Below are 21,600 nucleotides of genomic sequence, written 5' to 3'. Positions count from 1 at the left end.
GGAGTGGGAAGCGAAAATCACACCCCGCAGCCAAACATTGGAATCCCTCACATGCCCGAAAAACGATACAGCTCCGTCGATATGATCAAAAAGCTAGTGTCCTTCGATACCACCAGCCGGGCGTCTAATTTGGAGCTAATAGATTTCGTCGTGAGCCATCTTTCTTCGCTCGGCGTTGAATCTCACTTGATCCATAGTGAAAATGGTGAAAAGGCCAATCTTTACGCCACCATCGGGCCGCGGGATGTGCCTGGCATTGTTCTTTCGGGACATACCGATGTGGTTCCGGTGGACGGGCAGGCTTGGGATACCAACCCTTTCGAAGTTGTTGAAAAAGATGGCCGGCTGTTTGGGCGGGGCACCTCGGACATGAAAAGTTTTATCGCCATCGCTCTGGCCATGGCCCCCGACTTTGCCAGCACAAAACTGAAAACGCCGATTCACTTTGCGTTGTCGTTTGATGAGGAAGTGGGTTGTTTGGGCGCGCCGCTGATGATCCAGAAGATGGATGAATTTGGCGCCAAGCCGTTTGCGGTGATTGTCGGAGAACCGACAAAAATGTCGGTCGTCAACGCGCATAAAGGGGTGTGCAGCTTTTTCACCACGGTAACCGGCCTGGAACGCCATTCAAGCGAAACCCACCGCGGCGTCAACGCTATCGCATACGGCGCCGAACTGATTGCATTCCTAACGACGGTTGGCGAGGAAATGCGTGATGAGCGGAGCCACGACGAAAGCGGATTTGATCCGCCCTACACGACCGTTCATGTGGGCACGATGCATGGTGGAACGGCCCAGAACATCGTACCGCTCACTTGTACCTTTAGTTGGGAATACCGCCTGATGCCCGGCGAGGATGCGAACGAAATTAGAAATCGTTTTCAGACGCATGTAGATGACGTCGTATTGCCGAAGATGCATGCGGTCGACAAATCGACCGGAATAAACACTGAGGTGCGTGCCTTTGTACCCGGGTTGGCGCCGGAGGACGGCTCACCGGCGGAAGCGCTCGTGCTCGCGTTGGCGCGCAAGAATACGACCGAAGTGGTTGCCTATGGAACCGAGGCCGGACAGTTCCAACAAGCGGGCAACCCGGCTGTGGTCTGCGGACCTGGCAGCATCGCGCAAGCGCATAAGCCAAACGAGTTTATCGACCTGAGCGAAGTGCGCGCCTGCGAGCAATTTATGCGTCGATTGTTGGAAGAGGTCTGCGCCGCCTAACGATAATACTGCGTCAAACTTGGATGATGCGCTCCGCCGGCAGGGTCACGATGGCGCAAGTGCCGACCCCCGGTTCGCTCTCAAGTATTAAATCGCCGCCATGCAGTTGTGCCAACGAGCGCGACAACGGCAGGCCAAGCCCTGTGCCCTCGAACTTTCGGCTGAGCGCGCTGTCGACCTGTCCAAACAAGGAGAAAGCTTCGGCGATATTTTCTTTGGCGATGCCGATGCCGGTGTCGCGTACCCGGATCACGACTCCCACTTGAGGGTCGATCTCTGCTTCGACCGTGATCGTTCCCTGTTCGGTGAACTTTACGCCGTTCGACATCAGGTTGAGAATGATCTGCTTTAATCGCATGGGATCGGCGCTGATTTGCGGGAAGTCGCTCGGGATTTTCGTTTCCAGCTTGACCCCGGTTTGTTTGGCCCGCTCCGCCAACAGGCGTGTGCAGGATGCGATAATATTAGCCAAACCAAGCGGCCGGTTGTCCAATTTTATCTTGCCGGCTTCCGCTTTGGAGAAATCGAGAATGTCGTTGATGAGGCCGAGCAAATGCAGGCCGTTATCATGGATATCGAGTGCGTAGCTATTATATTGCTGGCTGCCGAGCGGCCCCAGCACCTCATCTTTAATAATTTCCGAAAATCCGATAATGGCGTTGAGCGGCGTCCGCAGTTCATGGCTCATGTTGGCGAGAAACTCGGATTTTGTCCGGTTGGCATATTCTGCCTGTTCACGCCCATGTCGGGCGAGCGCCTCAGCCTCAAGCAACTCTGCTTCACGGCCCTTCATGCGGGTGATATCAATCCAGGTCTCGATCACGCCGCTGTCTTCGGTCATTTCACTGACCACCTGCATCCAACGACCGTCCCTTAGCTGGAATTCGGATTCCTGCGCCGCCAATTCATTAAGCGCGAGCCGCTCTGCGACGAAGTCGTCGAGTTTGTCATCCGGACAACCAAAAATGCCGCGCCGTGCAGCGTCCTTGATGAGCCCCCGAAAATCGGCGCCCGGTGAGACCATGGCGCGGTCGGGGTGGATAATTTCCTCGAAATTGCTGTTGCACAGCAAAATTCGATCTTGTGAATCGCGTAGCACGAAGCCCTGGGGCATGGTTTCGACGGCGTTGACCAGATGGAGCTGGGCCTGGGTGGCACGATCTTCGGCTTCGGAACGGGCCGTGATGTCTTTGGCCGTGCCGCGATAGCCGATGAATTTTCCCGAGCGGTCATCGAACATGGGAAGGCCGCTCAATTCGAACAGGCGCGTCGTGTTGTCGCCGAGCGTCACACGGTAGGTAATATCACTAAACGGCACCCGGGACTCCGGCGCCGGATGGTCGCCTTTGTTGGCCTGTTCGAAGCCGTCGAACAATCCGATGTCAAAAAGATTCTTGCCGATTAGGGTCGGCGCTGGCATGTGCAAAACATCGGCCACCCGAGATGATACATAGGTAAAGCAGAATAGTTCATTCACCTCCCATACCCAATCTGAGGTCAGGCGGGCGATATCGTCAAAACGCGCTCGTGCCTGACCGCCGAGGCGCTGCGCCTCAGCTTCGCGGCTCTCATCGAAAATGAGGCCGGCGATTTCTTGGCCGCGGCCGCTATCGCAGCTCGAGCCGTGGGGCAACCGCCAGTAGCGGCCCCGCGTGGCGATGAAGCTGTCCTCGTTCCGATGCTGCTGCCGGTCCTCGAAAGGCCCTTCTTCGTTCAGAACGCGCAGCAGGAGTTGGTGTGGAATGATCGCCGCCTCGCCAACCTCACCAATGAGATTGGAATCGATCAACCGGGCGAGCGTTTGATAGGCAGAATTCGCGTAGAGCAGTTTGCCGCCCGCGTCGATAATGAGAGAAGCGGGGCCTCCTTCCGCCAACGCCTCCAACCAACGGCGAGACGGGCCATCGGCGTAGGGCGGCGCGGATTGCTCCGGCAAATCACTGCGCAAGTGAGCCTGCTGCATCACGGAATGCTTTCCCCCAACCTAAGCATTGTTTGATATTCGCTTTACGGCGAACAGGTAGTCCGAGCTTCGGCGCCAGCGCTTGAGAATGCGTTTTGCATCGTCTGGTTTGGATTTATCGTAGAGCGCCAGCAAACGATCCTTTTGTTCGCGCGTAACTTCTTGCTGCCGGTCTTTGGCTCGGCGTGACAGCTCAAACAGTTCGCTAAATGTCTCGCGGTCCAAATCGATGGCCCGACATAGCAGGACAAGCGCTTCACCGCCCGGCTCGAATAAAATGCGCCGCAGCAGTTTCAGCTTCAGCCCGGTGAGTTTGCAGAACGCCGATTCGAACAGCGAAATCTCGCCCTGGCGCAACGCCTTGACGAGAAAGGAAGCATCGACCTCGCCCAAATCGGAGAGCCGTTCGACAAGCTCATCGGCTTTCGTGGCGGGCGGAGACTCCTGCTGTTTCTTGCCGAATTGCTCTGATGTCGCGGTCTCGATCGCGTCGTCCAATTCGCCTAGATCGAGGCTGAATTTGTGGGATATATGTTTGCGGAGTGCCGCCGAAACCCACCACGACATACGCTCCGCCAATTCCGGCGGCAGATCAGGGCGCTGCACTAGAGGGTTTTGATAGGAATCAACGCGCTTGGATTCACTGACCAAATAATCCATCACATGGCGCGAAACCTTGGCGCCGTGATTGTTGAGCAGACTGGCAATGACGTCTTCCCGTCCGGTGTCCACCAACGCTTCGGACACGTCTTCGCTTAGATTTTTGCGCATCGAAATGGCGAGTTGATGCTCCATGGTCCGGTGCTTGATGGTTTCAATCAGGTCCGCATCTTGCAGGATGTTGCTCTCCATCAAGATAGGGTGGGCGACTTCATAGTCATCGTTAGCCAATTCAACGATCAGGGCATGCGGCGTATCGGTACGCTTCGACAATTTTTCTGCCAGGCTCTTGCGCAGTTTGAGCTCGACGTCATGCACGAGACGGCGCAGAATTTCGCTCATGAGCGCCCTTTCACGGTCGCTGACGCTGCTGCCATCGTCTAAAAATAGGTCGCGCATGTTTTCGAACAGGGATTGGCGGCCCGATGCCGATTTATCCTGGGCGAGCGCAAACATGTCCTCCAAGGACATATCTTCGGAGCCGAAAACTTTTGCAGCATTCGTTGACGGCATGACGCCTCCCTTGCTGTTCATGCGACCGTACATCGATCGCGCTAGACGAGCGGACGGGTTCCGCGTCATCTGGCCAAATCCTCACTCTCCATTTACCTACAGTTATGATTAAGGTTTTGCTAAAGCCGCCAGCTGAATTGCTATTAATTTGAAGTCGCGGACGATAATCGGCGGACACGGCCGGCGCATAGATTTCAGACGGGTAGACAGCCATACTGCGAAGTGAAAAAATGCCGTCCTGTTTTCAGGGAGATAACCATGCATAAAGTTGAGTTTTCGGAGCAGGTCTTGGCGCGTATTGCCCGGCGCCGAACCAAACTTCATATGTATGAGGAAATGGACGCCTCCCGCACTGCATTGGTGGTGGTCGATATGCAGACGGCGTTCGTCGCCAAAGAAGCTGCGGCGGAAATCCCGGTCGCGCGGGAAATCATTCCCAACATCAATGAATTGGCGTCTTGTGTTCGCGAAACCGGTGGTATCGTGGTGTGGGTGATATCGACTTACGGGCCCGACGAAGCGGACCGCTGGCCGACATTTTATAATGATGTTATGGACCCGGAGCCTGGCAATCGTTTCCGCGACGCGCTCAGCACGGGCGCGCCCGGACATACAATCCAGTCCGATATGGATTACCAGCCCAAGGATGTGGTTGTCGAGAAGAACCGTTTTGGTGCTTTCATTGGCAGCCAGGGCCGGCTCGAAGCGGAATTGCGCGGGCGCGGCATAGATACGTTGCTGATCACCGGAACCGTGACCAATATTTGTTGCGAAACCACCGCTCGGGAAGCTGCGGCCTTGGCGTTCAAGACCGTCATGGTGGAAGATGCCAATGCTGCCAGGAATGATGAGGAGCATAATGCGACCTTGTCGACCTTCTTGCAGGCGATGGGTGATGTGCTGCCTTGTCAGAAAGTGATGTCGGCGCTTCGAGCCAGCAGTGCCGGTGCGCCGGAAAATTCGGTGGAGCTGGCCAGTTGAGAATAATTTCACGGGGCTTCGCCGGCGTATCCCTGCGCCAGTTGGGCGCATGATGTTTCGCCGCACCATATTTTGTCTGGCGCTGGTTGTTCTGATGCAGGCTGGTTGGAATCCCGCGGCGCGGGCGTCTGAAACGGCGTCCGGATTTGTGCAGCAGTTGAGCAGTCAGGCGATTCACGTGCTTCGGGATGACAGTGAATCGCTAGCGCAAAGGGAAACCCAGTTTCGCGCGCTCCTTGTTGCGGGTTTCGACCTGAATCTGATCGGCCGATTCGTTCTTGGCCGTGCCTGGAATTCCGCCGATGAATATCAGCGCGAAAGTTACTTGCGCGCATTCGGCGAATTCATCGTGCGCAAATATTCCGCCATGTTGGGCGGCTATGCCGGTGAAACTATGACGGTGGTGTCTGAGCAGGCCTCGGGCGAGAAAGACATTCTCGTTCATACGCGCATCGACAGACCGAGCGGACCGCCGATCGAAGCACGTTGGCGCGTGCGGGCCCAAGGCGGCGCCCAGCGCATCATCGATGTGACGGTCGAGGGTATCAGTATGGCGGTAACGCAGCGCGCCGAATTTAAATCAGTGATTCAGCGTCATGGCATCGATGGGTTGATTCAAATCTTGGATGCGCAATCCAACAAATTAAGCGCGACCGCGGCCGCGAACTGACACTGGAGACAACGTGATGACAGCTTCAGAAATTCGAAGATCCGGAATGTACGCCGCTTTGCTGTGCCTTTCCCTCGCCCTGTCGGCGCCGGGCGCGCACGCCGATTTCGACAGCGGTTGGCAAGCTTATCAGAAGGGAGATTTCTCAACGGCACTGAAGGAATGGACCCTGTTGGCGGAGGTCGGGGACGCCCGCGCTTTGTTTAATCTCGGCACCATGTATGACGAAGGCAAGGGGGTCGAGCGCGACCTGACGCGTGCCACAAAACTATGGGGCGAGGCGGCTGAGGGCGGATATATACGTGCTCAGCACAATCTCGCGCATGCTTTTATTTCTGGTGACGGCATTGAGCGCGATTTGGATCGCGCTGTGCATTGGCTGCATGCGGCCGCACACCAAGGCTTTGACAAGTCGCAATATACACTTGGAAAAATGTTCAGTTACGGGCTTGGAGTCCCGCGCGATCACGTGCGGGCGTTCGAATGGATTCAAAAGGCGGCGGAAGGCGGCAACGTCCGCGCCGAATATAATCTCGGCAAGCTGTATCGCGATGGCCAGGGTACGGTAGTGAGTTTTGAGGACGCCGTTGCCTGGTACAAGCGTGCTGCGATGCAGGGCTATGCCAAGGCGCAGGCCAGCTTGGCGCGGCGCTACGCCGCCGGCGAAGGAGTCGCGCGCGATATGGAGGCGGCCCTTTTTTGGATGACCCTGGCGGCCGATCAAAATCTGCCACGCGCGATGGCGGGCAGGGACGAGCTCAGTGCTGAAATGAACGCCACAGATATCGAAGCGGCGAATAAACGTGTGGCCGCCTGGAAAGCCAGGACAAGCTAGTCCGTCGGTCGCCGCTGTGCACAACCTAAAGCGCGCCGCAATCACCGCAATCATTGCCGCGTGCTTTGCTTTCTCTCTTGCTGCTAGCCTGACACCCGCCGCGGCGGCAATTCCGGCCTATTTAGCGGTAGAAATTGAACGCATCGCTGCGAACTATGGGGCTGATTCAGCCGCCCAGTTTCAACAGTTGCCCGCCGACAGTATCGACAGTGATATTGCGAGCATGGCGCAGCGCGCGGCGCGGCGCGGTGCCGAAAGCCAATTGGCCGCTGCGGTGATCGGCGCGATCTCGGAGCAGCCGATGTTGACGGGCGAAATTGTTGAGGCGGCGATCCGCGCCATGCCCGGGCTCGAAGCGGGCGTGGTCAGCAAGACAGTGACGGCGTTTCCTGGATTTCAGCAGATTGTCCTAGCAGCCGCCGCGCGGGCCAGGGTGCAGCCGCCACACGAAATCGCCGTGGCGGTGACATCGGCGACCGATGCTACTGATTCGACCCCTGACGATTATGCATCATCTCACGAGGAGAAGGCCGCCGGCGAGGGGCCGGAGGAAATCAGTGACCCCCTGGAGGGCGTGAACCGCGCGGTATTTTTTCTCAATGACGGGCTGGACACGGTCCTGATTCGGCCCATTGCCTATGTTTATGGCAATGTCGTACCGCCCTTTGTCAAACGCCGGGTGAGCAATTTTTTTAGCAACATCAAAGAACCGGTAGTGTTCGCTAATGACCTCCTGCAGCTTGAATTGGAGGACGCAAGCGTCATCGCGGCGCGATTCCTGGTTAATTCCACGCTTGGGCTAGCCGGGCTATTCGATGTGGCTTCTGAAATTGGCCTGCCGCCGCACAAAGCGGATTTTGGCCAAACTCTGCATGCTTACGGTGCCGGTCCGGGCCCCTACTTGGTCCTGCCGCTGCTCGGCCCGAGCAATCTTCGCGATGGCATTGGCCTCGCAGTGGACGCCCTGTTGAACCCCTTCACCTGGCTGTTGGAACCTGAAGGGAATCTGATCATCACTGCTGGCACCGGGCTGGTGCGCCGCGAAGAGCTGTTGGTTCCGCTCGATGCGCTGCGTGAGTCTTCAGTCGATTATTATGCAGCGCTGCGCAGCCTCTACTATCAAGACCGGGCGGTGACATTGGGCCGCGGCGCGCTGCCGGATAATTCGGCCCTCGACGCCCTGTTCGAGGCGTTTGAATAGAGCGCAGAAATCGTCCGTCAGAATATCGCCCGGCCCTAAGATTGTGTATGCTGGCAGCATGTTGCATTTGAACCGGATAGTCGGAAATTCGAGCAGTGGCGAAATGGCCGAGGCAGTTCACCGCCTGTCGCATCATGGCCAGCTTGAGGAAATTCAGTTGAGTGCTGCAGATACCGCGCGCAAGCGTCTCCGGGTAACCACCAACAAGGGCACAGACTGCGCCATCGCGCTTAGCCGTGATGCGCGCTTGGAGAATGGCTCGGTGCTGTTGTTCGAAGAGCAGCGCGCCATCGTTGTGCGCATGTTGGAGACGAAATGGCTGCGAATCGCGCCAACTGATTCGACCGCAGCGCTGGAACTGGGATATTTCGCCGGCAATTTGCATTGGCGCGTGCGATTCGACGGCGCAGTGCTGGAAATTGCCTTGGAAGGCCCTGAGCAGAACTATCTCGACCGCCTGGCCAACCATTTTGAGAGCGGACGGGCGCGGCGTGTGGACAATGCCTGACGGGCGCGCTCTTCTCACCATGTTGCAGCATGGCGATAGCTTTTTCCCCTCCGGCGCGGTGTCGTTTTCTTGGGGCATCGAAACACTGGGCGCCGACGGCAAAATTCTAAAGGCAGGCGATGTGGAGCGCTTTGCGGCGCATCAGTTGAGCGGGCGCTGGGCGACCTCTGATCGTCCCGTCCTTGCCGCGGCGCACGCCGCCGGCGGGAATCTCGAGCAAGTTTTGACCGCCGACTCACTGATGGAAGCGAACAGCCTGGCGCATGAACAACGCACTGGCTCCAAGCGTATGGGGGCGGCGTTGTTGAATATTCATGTCCGTTTAGAAACGCCAGGCGCGCTCGACTATCAGACGCGGGCGCGCGCCGGCACGGCTCCCGGCCATGTCGCTGCCGTTCAGGGCTTGTTGTGGCAGGCGCTCGGCGTCGACGCCGATACGGCCTGCCGCATGGCCGCGCATGGAGTCGTTGTAGGCTTGTTGGGCGCGGCGCTTAGGCTCGGCATTATTGGTCATATTGATAGCCAGGCCATTCTTGGGCGCCTGCATCCGGTCATCGAAGAAATATTAAACGTGCCACCAATACCGCTGGATGACGTGCATGCTTATGCGCCGGCGGCGGATATCGCCATGATGCGCCATGAAACGCAGGAAAGCCGACTGTTCTACAATTGAATTATTTGTAGCGGGAGACGAAAGATGAATTTAACCCCCACCGAACAGGAACGCCTGATCATATTCTCGGCGGCCCAACTCGCGCGCGAGCATAGAAAACGCGGAATTGCGCTCAGCCATCCGGAGGCGATCGCCTACATTTGTGACGAATTGCTGTATAGCGCGCGCCTCGGCAAATCACTGAAAGATGTGATGGGCTTCGGTTCTCAATTGCTGACGACCGATGACGTGCTGCCCGGCGTGGCGGAGTTGATCCCGGTAATTCATGTAGAGGCGATGTTCCCCGATGGCACCAAGTTGGTGACCGTGCACGAACCTATCCGCCCCGGTGCCAAAGAACAGCCGGCGCGGCTGCAAGCTGGCGAGGTCATGACACCTGACGGCGACATTGAGATAAATGCCGGTCGGCGCAAGCTGACACTTGTAGCGACCAACAGTGGCGATCGGCCGGTGCAAGTCGGCAGCCATTTCCATTTTTTTGAAATCAATAAGGCGATTGATTTCGACCGCGCCGCGAGCTTCGGCATGCGCCTCGACATTCCTTCCGGCACGGCGGTGCGCTTCGAGCCGGGCCAGGCCTTAGAAGTAAATTTGGTGGAGGTTGGTGGCCGGCGGCGTGTCAGCGGATTCAACAGCTTGACCGAAGGCTCGATCGATTCTGATGAGATCAAACTGGCGGCGCTGACACGTGCTCGCGAACGCGGCTTTAAGGGGGCTTAAGATCATGGGAACAATCAGCCGAAAACAATATGCCAGCCTTTATGGCCCGACCAAGGGTGACAAGATTCGATTGGGCGATACGTCGCTGATCGCCGAGATCGAGCATGACCATACCGTCTATGGCGAGGAATGCTGGACCGGCGCGGGGCGGGTGATGCGAGACGGCATGGCCTATGACGCCCATACGTCGCGTGCCGACGGAGCGATCGACATGTTGATCGAAAACGCCACCATCATCGATCCAGTACTGGGCGTCATCAAAGCCGATATCGGCGTGCGCGACGGCAAGATCGCCGGCGTCGGTAAGGCCGGAAATCCCAACATCCAGGATGGCGTGAGCGATAATTTGGTATGTGGGCCGAACACCACCTATTACCCGGCGGGCGGCCTGATCGTGACGCCGGGCGGCATCGACGTGCACGTCCATTTCCTTTCCACCGAGCAATGCGAAAATGCCCTCTCGACCGGCCTGACGACGATGATCGGCGGCAGTATGGGGCCATTATTTGCCATCGATTGCGGCGGTCCGTGGAATACCCATCGCATGATCGAGGCCTCGGAAAAATGGCCGATCAATTTCGGTTTCTTTGGACGCGGCTCATCGCATGATCCCGATACGGTCGCCGAACATCTCGACGGCGGAATCATTGGCGTGAAGATACATGAGGATTACGGCGCCATGCCGGCGACCATCAACGGCGCGCTCACCGCCTCTCAGGAGTATGATTTCCCGGTTATGATCCATACCGATACGCTGAACGAATCGGGATTTTATGAGGATACGCTGGCCGCCATAGCCGGGCGCACCATGCATATGTATCACACCGAAGGCGGCGGCGGCGGCCATGCGCCGGATATCATTCGCTGCAACGGCGAGCCGCATTTGTTGACATCTTCCACCAACCCGACCAACCCTTACACCTTGAACAGCTTCGACGAAGGCCTCGACATGACCATGTCGTGCCATCTGCTGCGCTACGATCTGCCTGAGGATGTGGCATTCGCCGAAAGCCGAGTGCGCCCGCAAACCATGATGGCCGAGGATGTGCTGCATGATCTCGGCGGGATTTCCATGTTCGGCTCGGACAGCCAGGGCATGGGGCGGGTCAACGAGGTGATTTCGCGCTGTTGGCAGTTGGCCAGCAAGATGCGCGACCAGCGCGGCCGTTTGGCGCATGAAAAAACCAAGGATGCGGACAATGAGCGCATCAAACGCTACATCGCCAAATACACCATCAATGCAGCGCGCGCCTTCGGCATTGACCGCTATGTCGGGTCTATTGAGGTCGGCAAGATGGCCGATCTGGTGACCTGGAAGCCGGCTTTTTTTGGTATCAAGCCGTTCGGCGTCATTAAGGGCGGTTTCGTCGCTCATGGCGCGAGCGGAGACAGCGCGGGCAGTTATTTTCAGACCGAGCCGGTAATGCAACGCGCCCAGTTCGGCGGCTGCGGTAAGGCGCCGCAATCCCTGAGCGCAACCTTTGTCCACCAACGCGCTCTCGATATCGATGTTGCCGGGCGGTTGGGTGTTTCTAAACCGATGATGCCGATTTCCAGCTTCACCAGCCTCGGCAAGAAGGACATGCTGCACAATGATGCGTGCCCGGATATCCGCGTCGATCCATCGACGTTCGAAGTGTTCGTCGACGGCGAACTGGCGGCCTGTGATCCGATAGCGAATGTCACGCTCGGCCAAAACTACTTGATGCGCTAAGGAGTCCACCCTTGCACGGATCGCAATCAGTGGGTCAAAGCGGCCTCGCTTGGGCGAGTGCCGGTCCGCAGGCCGAGCTCGTGTTCACGCGCGCACCGGATGGTCACACCTATATTTCTCATCAACGGGTCGGGTATCCGTTTCATATCACGCGGCCGTTCTATCTCGATTCGGTCCCCGCCGGCATGCTCACGCTCTATCTGCAGTCGGTTTCGGGCGGCGTCTATCGCGGTGAGCGTTTGGCGCTCAGCCTAGAGGCCGAAGCGCATGCCGAGGCGCAAGTGACGACCCAGTCTGCGACCATCGTCCATCGCATGAAGGATGGCGGCGAAGCGTATCAGGAGATGATCATCCGTGCCGGTGACGGGGCGTTGCTCGAATATCTGCCTGATCCGCTCATTCTCTTTCCCGGCGCCCGGTTTCATACCAAACTGCGTGTGATAGCCGAGCCCTCCGCCACAGTGATCGTCTGCGACGCGTTCACCCAGCATGATTCGGATTCCGCCGGAGGGCGCTTCGAGCGCCTGGCGAGCGAAACCCGCATTGAGCGGCCCGATGGCTCTCTGCTCGCACTGGATCGATTCGATATCAGCGGTGACTTGGACGAAGCGCATTTTGCCGGCGCCGGCAGCGCCTATCCAGCGCATGGCACGGTGATGGCCGTTCATAACGGATGCCCGGCGGAGGAGCTCGCGAGGACGCTCAGCGAAGCCCTCGGTGAATGCGGCGGTATTTACGCTGGCGCTTCGACGATGCCGCATGAGAGCGGCGCCTGGGCGCGTATTTTGGCCGAGGATGGTCACGCCTTGCGCGCGGCGCTGAAGGCGGCCTGGACGGCGGCGCGGTGCAAAATCAGCGGCGCTGAGCCGGCACGCCGGCCAAAATAGAATTACGGCAATCAGGAGAGAATACGACATGGCCAGTCCGATGGAAATTCCCGCCACCTCTTCAGCTCGCCTCGGCATTGGCGGGCCGGTGGGCGCCGGTAAAACTGCTTTGATCGAGCAACTGCTGCCGCTTTTCGCGGCGCGTGGGACCTCGCTCGCCGTCGTAACCAATGACCTGGTAACCAAAGAGGATGCCGAGCGCTTACAACGAAGCGGTCTAATAGCGCCCGAGCGTGTCGTTGGCGTCGAAGCTGGCGCCTGCCCGCACACCGTCATCCGGGAAGATCCAACGCTCAATATCGAGGCGGCGGATCTGCTTGAGGCGAAATTCGCACCGCTTGATCTCATCATCATAGAGAGTGGTGGCGATAATCTTGCGTCCACATTTTCACTCGATCTGGTGGATTATTGGATTTTCGTCATCGACGTGGCGGGCGGCGACGATATACCGCGCAAGAAGGGCCCCGGCATCGTGCAAGCCGATCTGTTGATCATCAACAAGATCGACCTGGCGCCGCATGTCGGCGTCAATGTGGCGGCCATGGCGGCGGACGCCGCCAAGGTGCGCGGCGGCAAGCCGGTAATTCTCACCAATTGCCGCGACGGCCAAGGATTGAACGACGTCGTCACGCGCTTGGCCCATGATTTGTTGATGCAGGAGTGATCCGGCGCGCTTGCTTAGCGGTGGCGAGGAGCTGCGGCGGTGGAGGATATCCAGACTATCCAAACTCAGTCGATATCGATCGCTCGTTTCAGCGCTTAAGCCGTTGACTTCGATTTTCTGAATTGTAGGACATAGCGGCGAGCACGCGATAATACCAGCACTGGCAGGCGCATAATTCGATTTGGGCCTGACTCTAGCGCACTCTTGAAGACAAAGCCTCTATCGCCACGCAAGTCTCCGCTGAGCGACGATAGAAAGAATGCCCGGAATCCGCTCGTTGGCAGCACCAAGATTTGTTTAATAATCTATGCGCGCCGCCGTCTTTGGACCAAAAATCGATTTTCCGGTCGATACGCCCTAGGTGCTGATCATCTTTTTTTCGACGCCGACGCCGGCGGTTACCGCGCGCTGGTATTCGAGCGGCACAGTGGCCGAGTCCTGGATCGCGATGCCGGTCGAATCGAACAGGGTGATTTCAGCATCCGATGTTCGGCCCTGTTTCCTGCCGCTGATGATCTCGCCAATTTCGCCGGCCACGTCGGCCTCGGTGATATCGCCGTTGGCGAGTGGCATATTGATTTCGCCGTCGCTGCGGCATTGACGGATGTCGTCGACGAATATCCGCGCGCGTTTGACGATCGCGCTTTCCAACTCCTGATTGCCGGCGAGATCAGAGCCGAGCGCGGCGATATGCATACCTTCTGAGATATATTCATCGCGCACCACAATATTGCCGCCGGTGGTCATGGTGACCACCACGTCTGCGCCCGGCACCACATCCTCGATATTCGTCGAGGGTTTGATGGTGAGATCGGGATGTCGGCTTTCTTCGCTCGCCATGAAATTATCCAGCGTTTTGCGCCCGCGGCTCCACACCCGAACTTCATCCCAATCGAACACGGTAGCGCAGGTGCGGAGCGCGCCGATGCCGACATCGCCCGCGCCCACCAGCGCCAGCACCTTCGAATTCTTGCGCGCCATCCAGCGCAGCGAGGCGGCGGCCGAGGCGCCTGTGCGCATCATGGTGTGATAGCTGCCATCGACGATGGCGAGCGGGAAACCGGTTTCGGGATCGGTATAAATGAGGATAGAAAACACCGTAGGAAGGTCGAATTTGGCGCGGTTGTTTTCGCGGATCGACACCCATTTGCAGGCGGCAGCTTCGTCGACGCCCTCTATCGGCGCTTCGATGTAGGACGGCATGACTTCCCATTCGCCGGGATACTTATCCAACACGATATGGCCTTTGGGCTCGAGATAGCAGCGCCCTTCACCATGGCGGCGAAACGCCATTTCCACGCAATCGACATATTCCGCCGGTGTTACCAGGCCCATCATGTCGGTGCGGCTGAGGATCAGTGTCTTGCGGTTGCGCCAGCTCGTCGTCGCCATTTTCTCTCTCCTGAAATTCGATGATCGTCCATCTATTAAAAGTTCGCACCCTGCACCCGTCCCACAATCACGTCGCGCGTCACGATCACTGTTTTACACGCAGTTTCATGTCCGCCTCCAGCCCTAGCGCGATATCAGCATATCGGGCTTTGCGTAGCACATCTTGTGCTCCGCAGCGCAGGCTCGAAATTATGCCGCTGAAAGGCGCTGCTGAGGTGTCTGGGTAGGGCCGGGCAAATGCTGTCAAACTTGCAATTCTACGTTTGTCGGACGGGGTCTCCCGATTTTGACATTTCAGGACCGCAAAGTTTTCGGGGCCTAGTCGAAGCTGTCCGGCTTAGTTTTGCCGACACGGGTCCAATATGTCTCAGGTATCAGTTCGGGGTTTTTATAAAACCGCCAGAGGCAAGGCTTTGACGCGTCAGGGTCGAAATCAGTGACCCACAGGGGGTAGCCGCCCCATTCAATGGGGAGGATTTCGTTCACCGCGCAATGGGTGCAGTAATACGGTACGTCCTTGCGTCCCCACGACCAGGGGTGTGCTTCTTTGGTAACGCCAAAATCGTACGGTGGGCCGAGGCGCGACGGCGTGCCGTCCTTGGTATCGCCGCGCCGCATGCGCCCGCCGCTGCCGCACGGGTCCATGACGATGGTAAATTTTTCGTCGTCTTCCGTGACCGAGATTTCGCCGTCCTGTTCTGGCCCGCAGCGATGGGCACGCATCATTTCGGCCGTGAGATCGACCTGGGTCTTGACCGCCATGTTGCGGAACGCTTTCCAGGTGCGGCGCAGCATCCATTTATCCTGGGTCGCGCGCAGCATGGTGTAGACCTCGGCCTCGCCGAAGCGCTTGGCAATGTTGCTGAGCATGTCCCACATCCAATCGCAATAAAGATCGTGCAGCGATTTGAATTCGTCGTGCGCGGTGCGGGTTAACTGCTTGGCTTCTTCCAAACGGCCAGCGTCGATGGCTTCCTCGGCAAGCAGGTGGGACGGCTTGCCGAGAGTTTCCGGTGCGTCGGTGCGCAGCAGGCGTCCGGCAAAATCACTTAATTTGAGCATTGCGCTGTCCTACTCAATGCCGTGCGGTGGCGCCGAGGATGGTGACGACGGCGGCGGCAGCGTCGTTGCCGATCCAGCCGCCGCCATTCTCGGCGAGGCCAATCCGCGCACCTGGCACCTGGCGCGAGCCGGCGCGGCCGCGCAATTGATCGGCCAATTCGACCAATTGTGCCGCACCAGTAGCGCCGATGGGGTGGCCCTTGCTGATCAGGCCGCCGCTCGGATTGATCGGCATGGCGCCGCCGAGCGCGGTGCGCCCAGAATGGAGTAAAGACACGGCCTCGCCCTGCGCACACAAACCAAGTTGCTCCGAGAGGATCAATTCTGCCGGCGCCGCTGCGTCATGCAGCTCGACAACGTTCAAATCTTCTGGCCCCAACCCGGCCGTCTCAAACGCGGCGCGCGATGCCGCCGTGGCGACCGGCAGCGCTTCCGGATCGTCGCCCTGGCCCGAGCGGATTTCACAGGCCAGGATTTGCACCGAGTGGATGCTCCGCTTCGCCGCTGCCGCCTCGCTCATCACGACCAGAGCGGCAGCACCGTCGCCGATTGAAGAGCACATCATCAGGGTGATCGGATCGGCGATCATGCGGCTCGTCAGCACGTCTTCGAGGTTCACATCCGCGCGAAACTGAGCGATAGGATTGAGCGCGCCAGCATGGCGTTGCTTGACCGAGATACGGGCGAAATCTTCCGCTGTGGCCCCGCTCGCCGTCATGTAGTCACGTGCAACACTGGAGTAAAGATCCATAAAAACCGATCCGGTGCCGGCGCCGTCAGGTGAAATGCGCGCCTTTAACGCTTCGAGTTCTTCCAAATCCGCCGCCGCTTCAAGCGCCTTGATGGGTTTGCTGCGATCTTCATTGCTCATTTTTTCGGCGCCGATGGCAAGTGCCACTTCGGCGCTACCCGAAGCAACCGCCATATGCGCGAGGCGAAACGCTGTAGAGGACGAAGCGCAGGCATTTTCCACGTTGATGATCGGCTTACCAAGCAGACCGGTGTTCCGAAGCGCGACCTGGCCGCGCACACATTCCTGACCGGTCAAAAGACCGCCGGCGGCGTTGCCGAAGAACACCATGTCGACATCGTTAATCTCTACCGCGGCGTCCTTCAGAGCGTCCGCGACGGCGCGCTCGGCGAGCGGGCGTATGCCGCTCTCCATGAATTTTCCAAACGGTGTAATACCCGTTCCGCCGATCACCACCTTACGCATGTTGTCGTCCCCACTTCATATTCTGCGTTGATGCTCATATCTTGCGCTCATGGCCGGCCCAGAATCGCTCGCGAATTCTTCGCTTGAGCACCTTGCCAACGCCGCTTCGCGGCAATTCATCCCAAATCTCTACGGTTTTCGGCGCCTTGTAGGCTGAGAGCTCATTCTTGCAAAGCGCGATGATTTCCGCCTCCGTGACCGAATGTCCCGTCTTTAGTTCGATCACCGCTTTAACGGCCTCGCCCCATTTTTCATCGGGCACGCCGATCACGGCGCAATCCTGCACTGCCGGGTGGCTCCAAATCAAACGCTCGATCTCAATCGGAAAGACATTAAGCCCGCCCGATATGATCATATCCTTTTTCCGATCGACAATGTAGACGAAGCCGTCCTCGTCTTTGTAGCCGATATCACCGGTATGGTGCCAGCCGTGGGCACGGTTGGCTTCGCTGGCCTCCGGGTCGCCGTAATAGCCGAGCGAGACCAGAGTGCCGCGCACCACGATCTCGCCCCATTCGCCTTGGGCGACGAGATTGCCGTCATCGTCCATCATCTCGACTTTTACGAACACCGGTGGGCGGCCGCAGCTTGTCAGGCGCTTTTCTTTGCCCGGCGTGCTGAGTGCTTCGAAATGGTCGGCCGGTGAGAGGATGCCGATGACGCACGGACATTCCGCCTGGCCGTAAATTTGCGCCATGCACGGCCCGAACAATTCGATCGCCTGTTTCACTTTGTCCGCCGACATCGGCGCGCCGCCATAGACCAGATAATCCATGGCCGAAAAATCGAATTCCTTGGCGCGTGGATGGGCCAGCATCATGTACACGACCGTCGGCGGCAGAAAGGTGTGCGTGACGCGGTAGGTATGCATTGCCTCGAGCACGGCGAGCGGCTCGGCCCGGGGGATGCATACCAAGGTCGCGCCAAAGGCCAGCGCCGGCCAAGCGAAGGCGCCGGCGCCATGCGACATTGCTGCGGCGAGGAGAAACACTGGCGGTTTTTTGACAGGCATATGGGCGTAGACATTTGCCGTCCACGCCTCCCAGATGAGGTTGGACCACATTGCGCCTTTGGGCAGGCCAGTGGTGCCGCCGGACGTGAAATGGCATATCACCTGGTCGCGGCAATCCGGCAGCTCGGGCGCCTCCGCCTCAAATTCGGCAATGAAATCGCCGAAAAACGGGTGACTCACGCCAGATTTGTCTAGGCAGATGACATGTTTCAGCTTTGGGCACGCCGCCTTGATGCGCTCGATCTCGCTCTCAAAGCTGGAATGGTAGAACAGCCACGCTGCATCGCGGTTGTTGATGACATAGATATTTTCATCGATGGAGGCCAGGGCGGCGAGGCCGACCCAAGCGCCGCCGGCTCGCGCAGCGCCGATCCACGCTTCGAAGGCCGGCGCGCCGTTGGGGCTGAGAATGGCAACGGTGTCTTCGACCTGGAGGCCGCCGGCAAGCAGAGCGTTAGCAGTGCGGTGGCTGCGCTCACTGACTTCGCGGTAGGTATATTCGCCGCTGGCGTCGATCAGGCAGGCGCGCGTCGGGTAATAGCGCAGGCCGCGTTCGAAATAGTCAATGAGGCGCATGAATGGTCTCCGGGCAATGCCGCGTCTGTAAGCGTTCCAATTTCGTACTAGAATTGGCGCTTTATTTCAAACCTGAGATTGTGCGCTGGCGCCTCGTTTGAGCTCGCGCTACGCATTGTACTGGTTTCCTCCCTGCTATAAAAAATTTAGCAAATGTTCAATTGGTAGTGTGCTGAGGCCCTAATGGATTTTTCGCTTACCCCAGAGCAACAGAAAGTATTAAAATTTGCCCGGGATTTTACTCGCGCCGAGGTCGTACCGGTCCTCCCGCGCGGGTGCCTGGGGAAATCCCTGGCTTACGCATTGGAGCGCCGACAATTCGGCCAGCGGCCTTCAAGTTTCCTGCCTGCTCAGGCCAAACAGTCAAACATGGCCTGAGGCATGGAAGCGTCGCGCCAACTTAGCCATTGTACCGCCCGTCTGTTCAGCGACGATACGGAATGTCGAAAAAAAGCGGCGATGGATTGCTTTCAACTGCATCGAGGCTCAGCCTTCATGTAGGACGCCAAGACCAGCCGCTTTTACCGCGAGGCGAAGATCCTCGAGGTTGGTGAAAGCACTAACGAAATTCCGCAACTCTATATCGCCCGCAAAATGGGCTGCTTGGGGACTATATTTGATGCCCAAATTAAACGAACAAACGGCGCGCGCGATGCACCGCACCATGTGCCGCATCCGATATTTTGAGGAAGCGGCGTCGGCGAAATACAAGGAAGGCGTTCTGCCGGGATTTATCCATCTTTCGATCGGCCAGGAAGCCTGCGCGGTCGGCGTCTGCGCCACCCTCGCGGTCAGCGATTACATCACCAGTACACATCGCGGCCACGGCCATTGCTTGGCCAAGGGCGGCGATGCCAAGCGCATGATGGCGGAATTATTCGCCAAAGAGGCGGGCTATTCTAAGGGCCGAGGCGGGTCCATGCATATAGCCGATGTCACGGTTGGTATGTTGGGCGCTAACGGCATCGTCGGGCAATCAATGCCGCTTGGCGTCGGCGCCGCCCTGACCGCACAGGTAAAGGCAACCGGTGCCGTGGCGGTGGCATTTTTCGGCGAGGGCGCGTCGGGCGCCGGCGTCGCCCATGAGGCCATGAACATGGCGTCGTTATGGCGTCTGCCGCTAGTATTTTTCTGTGAAGCCAACCGCTATGCCGAACTGTCGCCATACGAGACGCATGTGCCGGTGGCCAATGTTGCCGACCGCGCGCCGGCCTATGACATGCCCGGTGTCACCATCGATGGCGGCGATGTCGTGGCCGTCTTTGAAACCATGACGGAAGCGGTGGCGCGCGCCCTGGCAGGGCAGGGACCGTCGCTGGTGGAGGCCAAAACCTATCGCTGGCACGGCCATTACGAGGGCGACCCGCAGGTCTATAAGCCTGAGGAAGAAACTGAGGCCGAGAAGCTGCGTGATCCGATCCTGCGCTTTGAAGCCATTCTGGAGGAGGGCTTTGGCATCGCGGCAGCAGCGCTTGAAGCGGCACATGCCGAAGAAAAAGCCGCTATCGACGCGGCAGTATTATTTGCCGAACAGGCGCCTGATCCGGACCCTTCGCCGGCGGGACTGATGGCCAACGTCTATGCGCAAACGGGAGGCGCCTGATGGCTAAGCTCAAATATTATCAGGCATTCAACCGGGCGCTTCGCGAGGAAATGGCGCGCGATGAAAACACCATCTTGATGGGCGAGGATATCGGCGAAAGCGGCGGTATTTTTGCTCAAACGCGCGGCCTTTATGCGGAATTCGGCGCAAACCGCGTGCGCGACACACCAATAGCCGAAAACGGCTTTGTTTCCGCGGCGGTTGGCGCGGCGATGACCGGTCTGCGCCCGGTCGTCGAGATCGGCTTTGAGGATTTTCTCACCTGCTGCATGGACCCATTGGTCAACCAGGCGGCCAAGCTGCGGTATATGCTGGGCGGACAGGTGACGGTGCCGCTCACCGTCTACACCTTCGGCTCGGGCGGTGTGAATGCCGGGCCGCAACATTCGCAAAGCCTCGGCGCCTGGTTCGCTCAGGTGCCCGGCCTCAAGGTGGTGGCGCCAAGCACGCCGCGCGATGTCCTCGGCCTACTCAAATCTGCCATCCGCGATGACAATCCTGTGCTCTGCCTGTTTGCCAAGCGCTTGATCGGCTCGTCCGGCGAAGTGCCGGAAGAGGGCGAAGATTTCACTTTGCCGATTGGCCGCGCCGAAGTGCGCCGGGAAGGCGGCGACATTACCATCGTCGGTGTCTCGACCATGGTGCGCGCGGCGCTTGCTGCTGCCGAGAACCTGGCCGAAAAGGATGGCATCGAGGCTGAAGTGATCGACGTGATGAGCCTCAGCCCGCTCGATAGCGACACCATCATCGCTTCGGTGAAACGCACCGGGCGGCTCTCGATCGTTCATGAGGCGCATGCGCCTTGCGGTATCGGCGCCGAGATCATCGCGCGAGTCTCAGAAGAAGCGCATGGCGTGCTGAAAGCGCCGCCGCTCCGCATCACGCCGCCTTTCGCGCCGACCCCGTTCGCGCCGGTGCTTGAGAAAGCGTATCTGCCGGACGCGGCGCGCATTGCCGCTGAAATCCGCGCCCTCCTCGCCTGAGCGCATCTGGAGTCGACCGCATGGCCTATGAAACCATCCTTTATGACGTGCGGGATGCCACCGCCCATATCACCCTCAATCAGCCGAAAAAACTGAACGCGAAGCGAATTCCTCAGGCCTCTAAAACCGCCAAGAGCAGTCGAACATGAAGGTCACAGTTAAGGTGCCGCGCCTCGGCCTCACCGTCGAAGACGCCATGGTGATGGAATGGCACAAGAACGTCGGAGACGCCGTCGAAGCTGGCGAGGTGATCGGCGTCATCGAGGCCGACAAAGCAACCGTGGAGCTGGAAAGCCCAGCCACCGGGACGCTGAGTGAAATCATAGGCAAGATTGGGGAGACCTACGAGATCGGTGAAGCACTTGCCGTGCTGGAAGTTTGACGCCGGACGTCTGACTTAAACTAGGCGAGCGGCCGTGTCTTCAGTGGCGCGCCGCTCACCAGGAGCGAGCGCGCCGCCGAAGGAATTTCGAGAGGGGCGCCGAGCGTGTCCCGAGTTATCACCGAATCTGGTGTTTGAACATTTGAATTGAAGCGGCGTATCAG

Annotated in this window: 21 protein-coding genes; 15 read left to right on the top strand and 6 right to left on the bottom strand. The window is 58.6% G+C overall.

The window, feature by feature from the left end:
* The first annotated feature begins 51 nt into the window (after positions 1-51).
* Positions 52-1,221 carry an acetylornithine deacetylase gene (argE, locus tag O3A94_12630; protein MDA1357097.1) on the top strand — a complete coding sequence of 390 codons (1,170 nt, stop codon included), beginning with the start codon at positions 52-54 and terminating at the stop codon, positions 1,219-1,221.
* Positions 1,222-1,234: 13 nt separating this feature from the next.
* On the opposite strand, the gene O3A94_12625 is transcribed toward argE, so the two are convergent.
* Positions 1,235-3,184, bottom strand: a complete 1,950-nt coding sequence (locus O3A94_12625; GenBank protein ID MDA1357096.1) for an ATP-binding protein — start codon at positions 3,182-3,184, stop codon at positions 1,235-1,237.
* A gap of 21 nt (positions 3,185-3,205) precedes the next feature.
* A complete protein-coding gene (locus O3A94_12620; GenBank protein ID MDA1357095.1) occupies positions 3,206-4,357 on the bottom strand; it encodes a DUF2336 domain-containing protein in 1,152 nt (383 codons plus the stop codon).
* Between the two features lie 258 nt (positions 4,358-4,615).
* On the opposite strand from O3A94_12620, the gene O3A94_12615 reads away from it, so the two are divergent.
* Genes O3A94_12615 through ureG form a run of 10 tightly spaced genes read left to right on the top strand, consistent with a single transcriptional unit; the run spans position 4,616 to position 13,210 of the window.
* Positions 4,616-5,338 (top strand): cysteine hydrolase, encoded by a 723-nt coding sequence (locus tag O3A94_12615; GenBank protein MDA1357094.1) that lies wholly within the window; start codon positions 4,616-4,618, stop codon positions 5,336-5,338.
* Between the two features lie 49 nt (positions 5,339-5,387).
* The gene (locus O3A94_12610) at positions 5,388-6,008 is read left to right on the top strand and encodes an ABC transporter substrate-binding protein (protein ID MDA1357093.1); all 621 of its coding nucleotides are present in this window, start codon (positions 5,388-5,390) and stop codon (positions 6,006-6,008) included.
* A gap of 16 nt (positions 6,009-6,024) precedes the next feature.
* Positions 6,025-6,843, top strand: a complete 819-nt coding sequence (locus tag O3A94_12605; protein MDA1357092.1) for a tetratricopeptide repeat protein — start codon at positions 6,025-6,027, stop codon at positions 6,841-6,843.
* Positions 6,812-8,044, top strand: coding sequence for a VacJ family lipoprotein (locus O3A94_12600; GenBank protein ID MDA1357091.1), 1,233 nt, complete (start codon positions 6,812-6,814; stop codon positions 8,042-8,044). The genes O3A94_12605 and O3A94_12600 overlap by 32 nt, the downstream gene beginning before the upstream one ends.
* A gap of 58 nt (positions 8,045-8,102) precedes the next feature.
* The gene (ureE, locus tag O3A94_12595; protein MDA1357090.1) at positions 8,103-8,552 is read left to right on the top strand and encodes an urease accessory protein UreE; all 450 of its coding nucleotides are present in this window, start codon (positions 8,103-8,105) and stop codon (positions 8,550-8,552) included.
* Entirely contained in the window at positions 8,545-9,225 is a 681-nt protein-coding gene (locus tag O3A94_12590) for an urease accessory protein UreF (GenBank protein MDA1357089.1), read from the top strand. Before ureE ends, O3A94_12590 begins: the two co-directional genes overlap by 8 nt.
* Positions 9,226-9,249: 24 nt before the next feature.
* Complete coding sequence (locus O3A94_12585; GenBank protein ID MDA1357088.1) at positions 9,250-9,945, top strand: urease subunit beta; 696 nt, start codon at positions 9,250-9,252, stop codon at positions 9,943-9,945.
* A gap of 4 nt (positions 9,946-9,949) precedes the next feature.
* A complete protein-coding gene (gene ureC, locus O3A94_12580; GenBank protein MDA1357087.1) occupies positions 9,950-11,659 on the top strand; it encodes an urease subunit alpha in 1,710 nt (569 codons plus the stop codon).
* 11 nt (positions 11,660-11,670) lie between these two features.
* Complete coding sequence (locus tag O3A94_12575) at positions 11,671-12,546, top strand: urease accessory protein UreD (protein ID MDA1357086.1); 876 nt, start codon at positions 11,671-11,673, stop codon at positions 12,544-12,546.
* A 28-nt stretch (positions 12,547-12,574) separates the two neighbouring features.
* Entirely contained in the window at positions 12,575-13,210 is a 636-nt protein-coding gene (gene ureG / locus O3A94_12570) for an urease accessory protein UreG (GenBank protein ID MDA1357085.1), read from the top strand.
* 357 nt (positions 13,211-13,567) lie between these two features.
* Here ureG and O3A94_12565 read toward each other — a convergent pair whose 3' ends face one another.
* The 4 genes from O3A94_12565 to O3A94_12550 form a co-directional block, all read right to left on the bottom strand.
* Positions 13,568-14,602 (bottom strand): ornithine cyclodeaminase family protein, encoded by a 1,035-nt coding sequence (locus tag O3A94_12565; protein MDA1357084.1) that lies wholly within the window; start codon positions 14,600-14,602, stop codon positions 13,568-13,570.
* Positions 14,603-14,920: 318 nt separating this feature from the next.
* On the bottom strand, positions 14,921-15,664 hold the full coding sequence (locus O3A94_12560; GenBank protein MDA1357083.1) for a hypothetical protein: 744 nt from the start codon (positions 15,662-15,664) through the stop codon (positions 14,921-14,923).
* A 13-nt stretch (positions 15,665-15,677) separates the two neighbouring features.
* Positions 15,678-16,880, bottom strand: coding sequence for a thiolase family protein (locus O3A94_12555; GenBank protein ID MDA1357082.1), 1,203 nt, complete (start codon positions 16,878-16,880; stop codon positions 15,678-15,680).
* A gap of 34 nt (positions 16,881-16,914) precedes the next feature.
* Positions 16,915-18,468, bottom strand: coding sequence for an AMP-binding protein (locus O3A94_12550; protein MDA1357081.1), 1,554 nt, complete (start codon positions 18,466-18,468; stop codon positions 16,915-16,917).
* A 619-nt stretch (positions 18,469-19,087) separates the two neighbouring features.
* On the opposite strand from O3A94_12550, the gene O3A94_12545 reads away from it, so the two are divergent.
* Genes O3A94_12545 through O3A94_12530 form a run of 4 tightly spaced genes read left to right on the top strand, consistent with a single transcriptional unit; the run spans position 19,088 to position 21,436 of the window.
* Positions 19,088-20,071: a thiamine pyrophosphate-dependent dehydrogenase E1 component subunit alpha gene (locus O3A94_12545; protein ID MDA1357080.1), complete on the top strand. Its 984-nt coding sequence runs from the start codon at positions 19,088-19,090 to the stop codon at positions 20,069-20,071.
* Entirely contained in the window at positions 20,071-21,054 is a 984-nt protein-coding gene (locus tag O3A94_12540; GenBank protein MDA1357079.1) for an alpha-ketoacid dehydrogenase subunit beta, read from the top strand. Before O3A94_12545 ends, O3A94_12540 begins: the two co-directional genes overlap by 1 nt.
* Positions 21,055-21,074: 20 nt before the next feature.
* Positions 21,075-21,203, top strand: coding sequence for a hypothetical protein (locus O3A94_12535; GenBank protein MDA1357078.1), 129 nt, complete (start codon positions 21,075-21,077; stop codon positions 21,201-21,203).
* Positions 21,200-21,436 carry a biotin attachment protein gene (locus tag O3A94_12530; GenBank protein ID MDA1357077.1) on the top strand — a complete coding sequence of 79 codons (237 nt, stop codon included), beginning with the start codon at positions 21,200-21,202 and terminating at the stop codon, positions 21,434-21,436. The genes O3A94_12535 and O3A94_12530 overlap by 4 nt, the downstream gene beginning before the upstream one ends.
* Positions 21,437-21,600 lie beyond the last annotated feature (164 nt).

The sequence above is a fragment of the Pseudomonadota bacterium genome (genome assembly GCA_027624955.1).
Taxonomy (GTDB): Bacteria; Pseudomonadota; Alphaproteobacteria; order UBA828; family UBA828; genus PTKB01.
This window is presented reverse-complemented; position numbering and strand designations above follow the sequence as displayed.

What these genes read in the sequence shown, in the direction of transcription:
- argE (MDA1357097.1), top strand. Translation starts at nt 52, where the DNA reads ATGCCCGAAAAACGATACAGCTCCGTCGATATGATCAAAAAGCTAGTG.
- O3A94_12625 (MDA1357096.1), bottom strand. Translation starts at nt 3,184, where the DNA reads ATGCAGCAGGCTCACTTGCGCAGTGATTTGCCGGAGCAATCCGCGCCG.
- O3A94_12620 (MDA1357095.1), bottom strand. Translation starts at nt 4,357, where the DNA reads ATGCCGTCAACGAATGCTGCAAAAGTTTTCGGCTCCGAAGATATGTCC.
- O3A94_12615 (MDA1357094.1), top strand. Translation starts at nt 4,616, where the DNA reads ATGCATAAAGTTGAGTTTTCGGAGCAGGTCTTGGCGCGTATTGCCCGG.
- O3A94_12610 (MDA1357093.1), top strand. Translation starts at nt 5,388, where the DNA reads ATGATGTTTCGCCGCACCATATTTTGTCTGGCGCTGGTTGTTCTGATG.
- O3A94_12605 (MDA1357092.1), top strand. Translation starts at nt 6,025, where the DNA reads ATGACAGCTTCAGAAATTCGAAGATCCGGAATGTACGCCGCTTTGCTG.
- ureE (MDA1357090.1), top strand. Translation starts at nt 8,103, where the DNA reads ATGTTGCATTTGAACCGGATAGTCGGAAATTCGAGCAGTGGCGAAATG.
- O3A94_12590 (MDA1357089.1), top strand. Translation starts at nt 8,545, where the DNA reads ATGCCTGACGGGCGCGCTCTTCTCACCATGTTGCAGCATGGCGATAGC.
- O3A94_12585 (MDA1357088.1), top strand. Translation starts at nt 9,250, where the DNA reads ATGAATTTAACCCCCACCGAACAGGAACGCCTGATCATATTCTCGGCG.
- ureC (MDA1357087.1), top strand. Translation starts at nt 9,950, where the DNA reads ATGGGAACAATCAGCCGAAAACAATATGCCAGCCTTTATGGCCCGACC.
- ureG (MDA1357085.1), top strand. Translation starts at nt 12,575, where the DNA reads ATGGCCAGTCCGATGGAAATTCCCGCCACCTCTTCAGCTCGCCTCGGC.
- O3A94_12565 (MDA1357084.1), bottom strand. Translation starts at nt 14,602, where the DNA reads ATGGCGACGACGAGCTGGCGCAACCGCAAGACACTGATCCTCAGCCGC.
- O3A94_12560 (MDA1357083.1), bottom strand. Translation starts at nt 15,664, where the DNA reads ATGCTCAAATTAAGTGATTTTGCCGGACGCCTGCTGCGCACCGACGCA.
- O3A94_12555 (MDA1357082.1), bottom strand. Translation starts at nt 16,880, where the DNA reads ATGCGTAAGGTGGTGATCGGCGGAACGGGTATTACACCGTTTGGAAAA.
- O3A94_12550 (MDA1357081.1), bottom strand. Translation starts at nt 18,468, where the DNA reads ATGCGCCTCATTGACTATTTCGAACGCGGCCTGCGCTATTACCCGACG.
- O3A94_12545 (MDA1357080.1), top strand. Translation starts at nt 19,088, where the DNA reads ATGCCCAAATTAAACGAACAAACGGCGCGCGCGATGCACCGCACCATG.
- O3A94_12540 (MDA1357079.1), top strand. Translation starts at nt 20,071, where the DNA reads ATGGCTAAGCTCAAATATTATCAGGCATTCAACCGGGCGCTTCGCGAG.
- O3A94_12535 (MDA1357078.1), top strand. Translation starts at nt 21,075, where the DNA reads ATGGCCTATGAAACCATCCTTTATGACGTGCGGGATGCCACCGCCCAT.
- O3A94_12530 (MDA1357077.1), top strand. Translation starts at nt 21,200, where the DNA reads ATGAAGGTCACAGTTAAGGTGCCGCGCCTCGGCCTCACCGTCGAAGAC.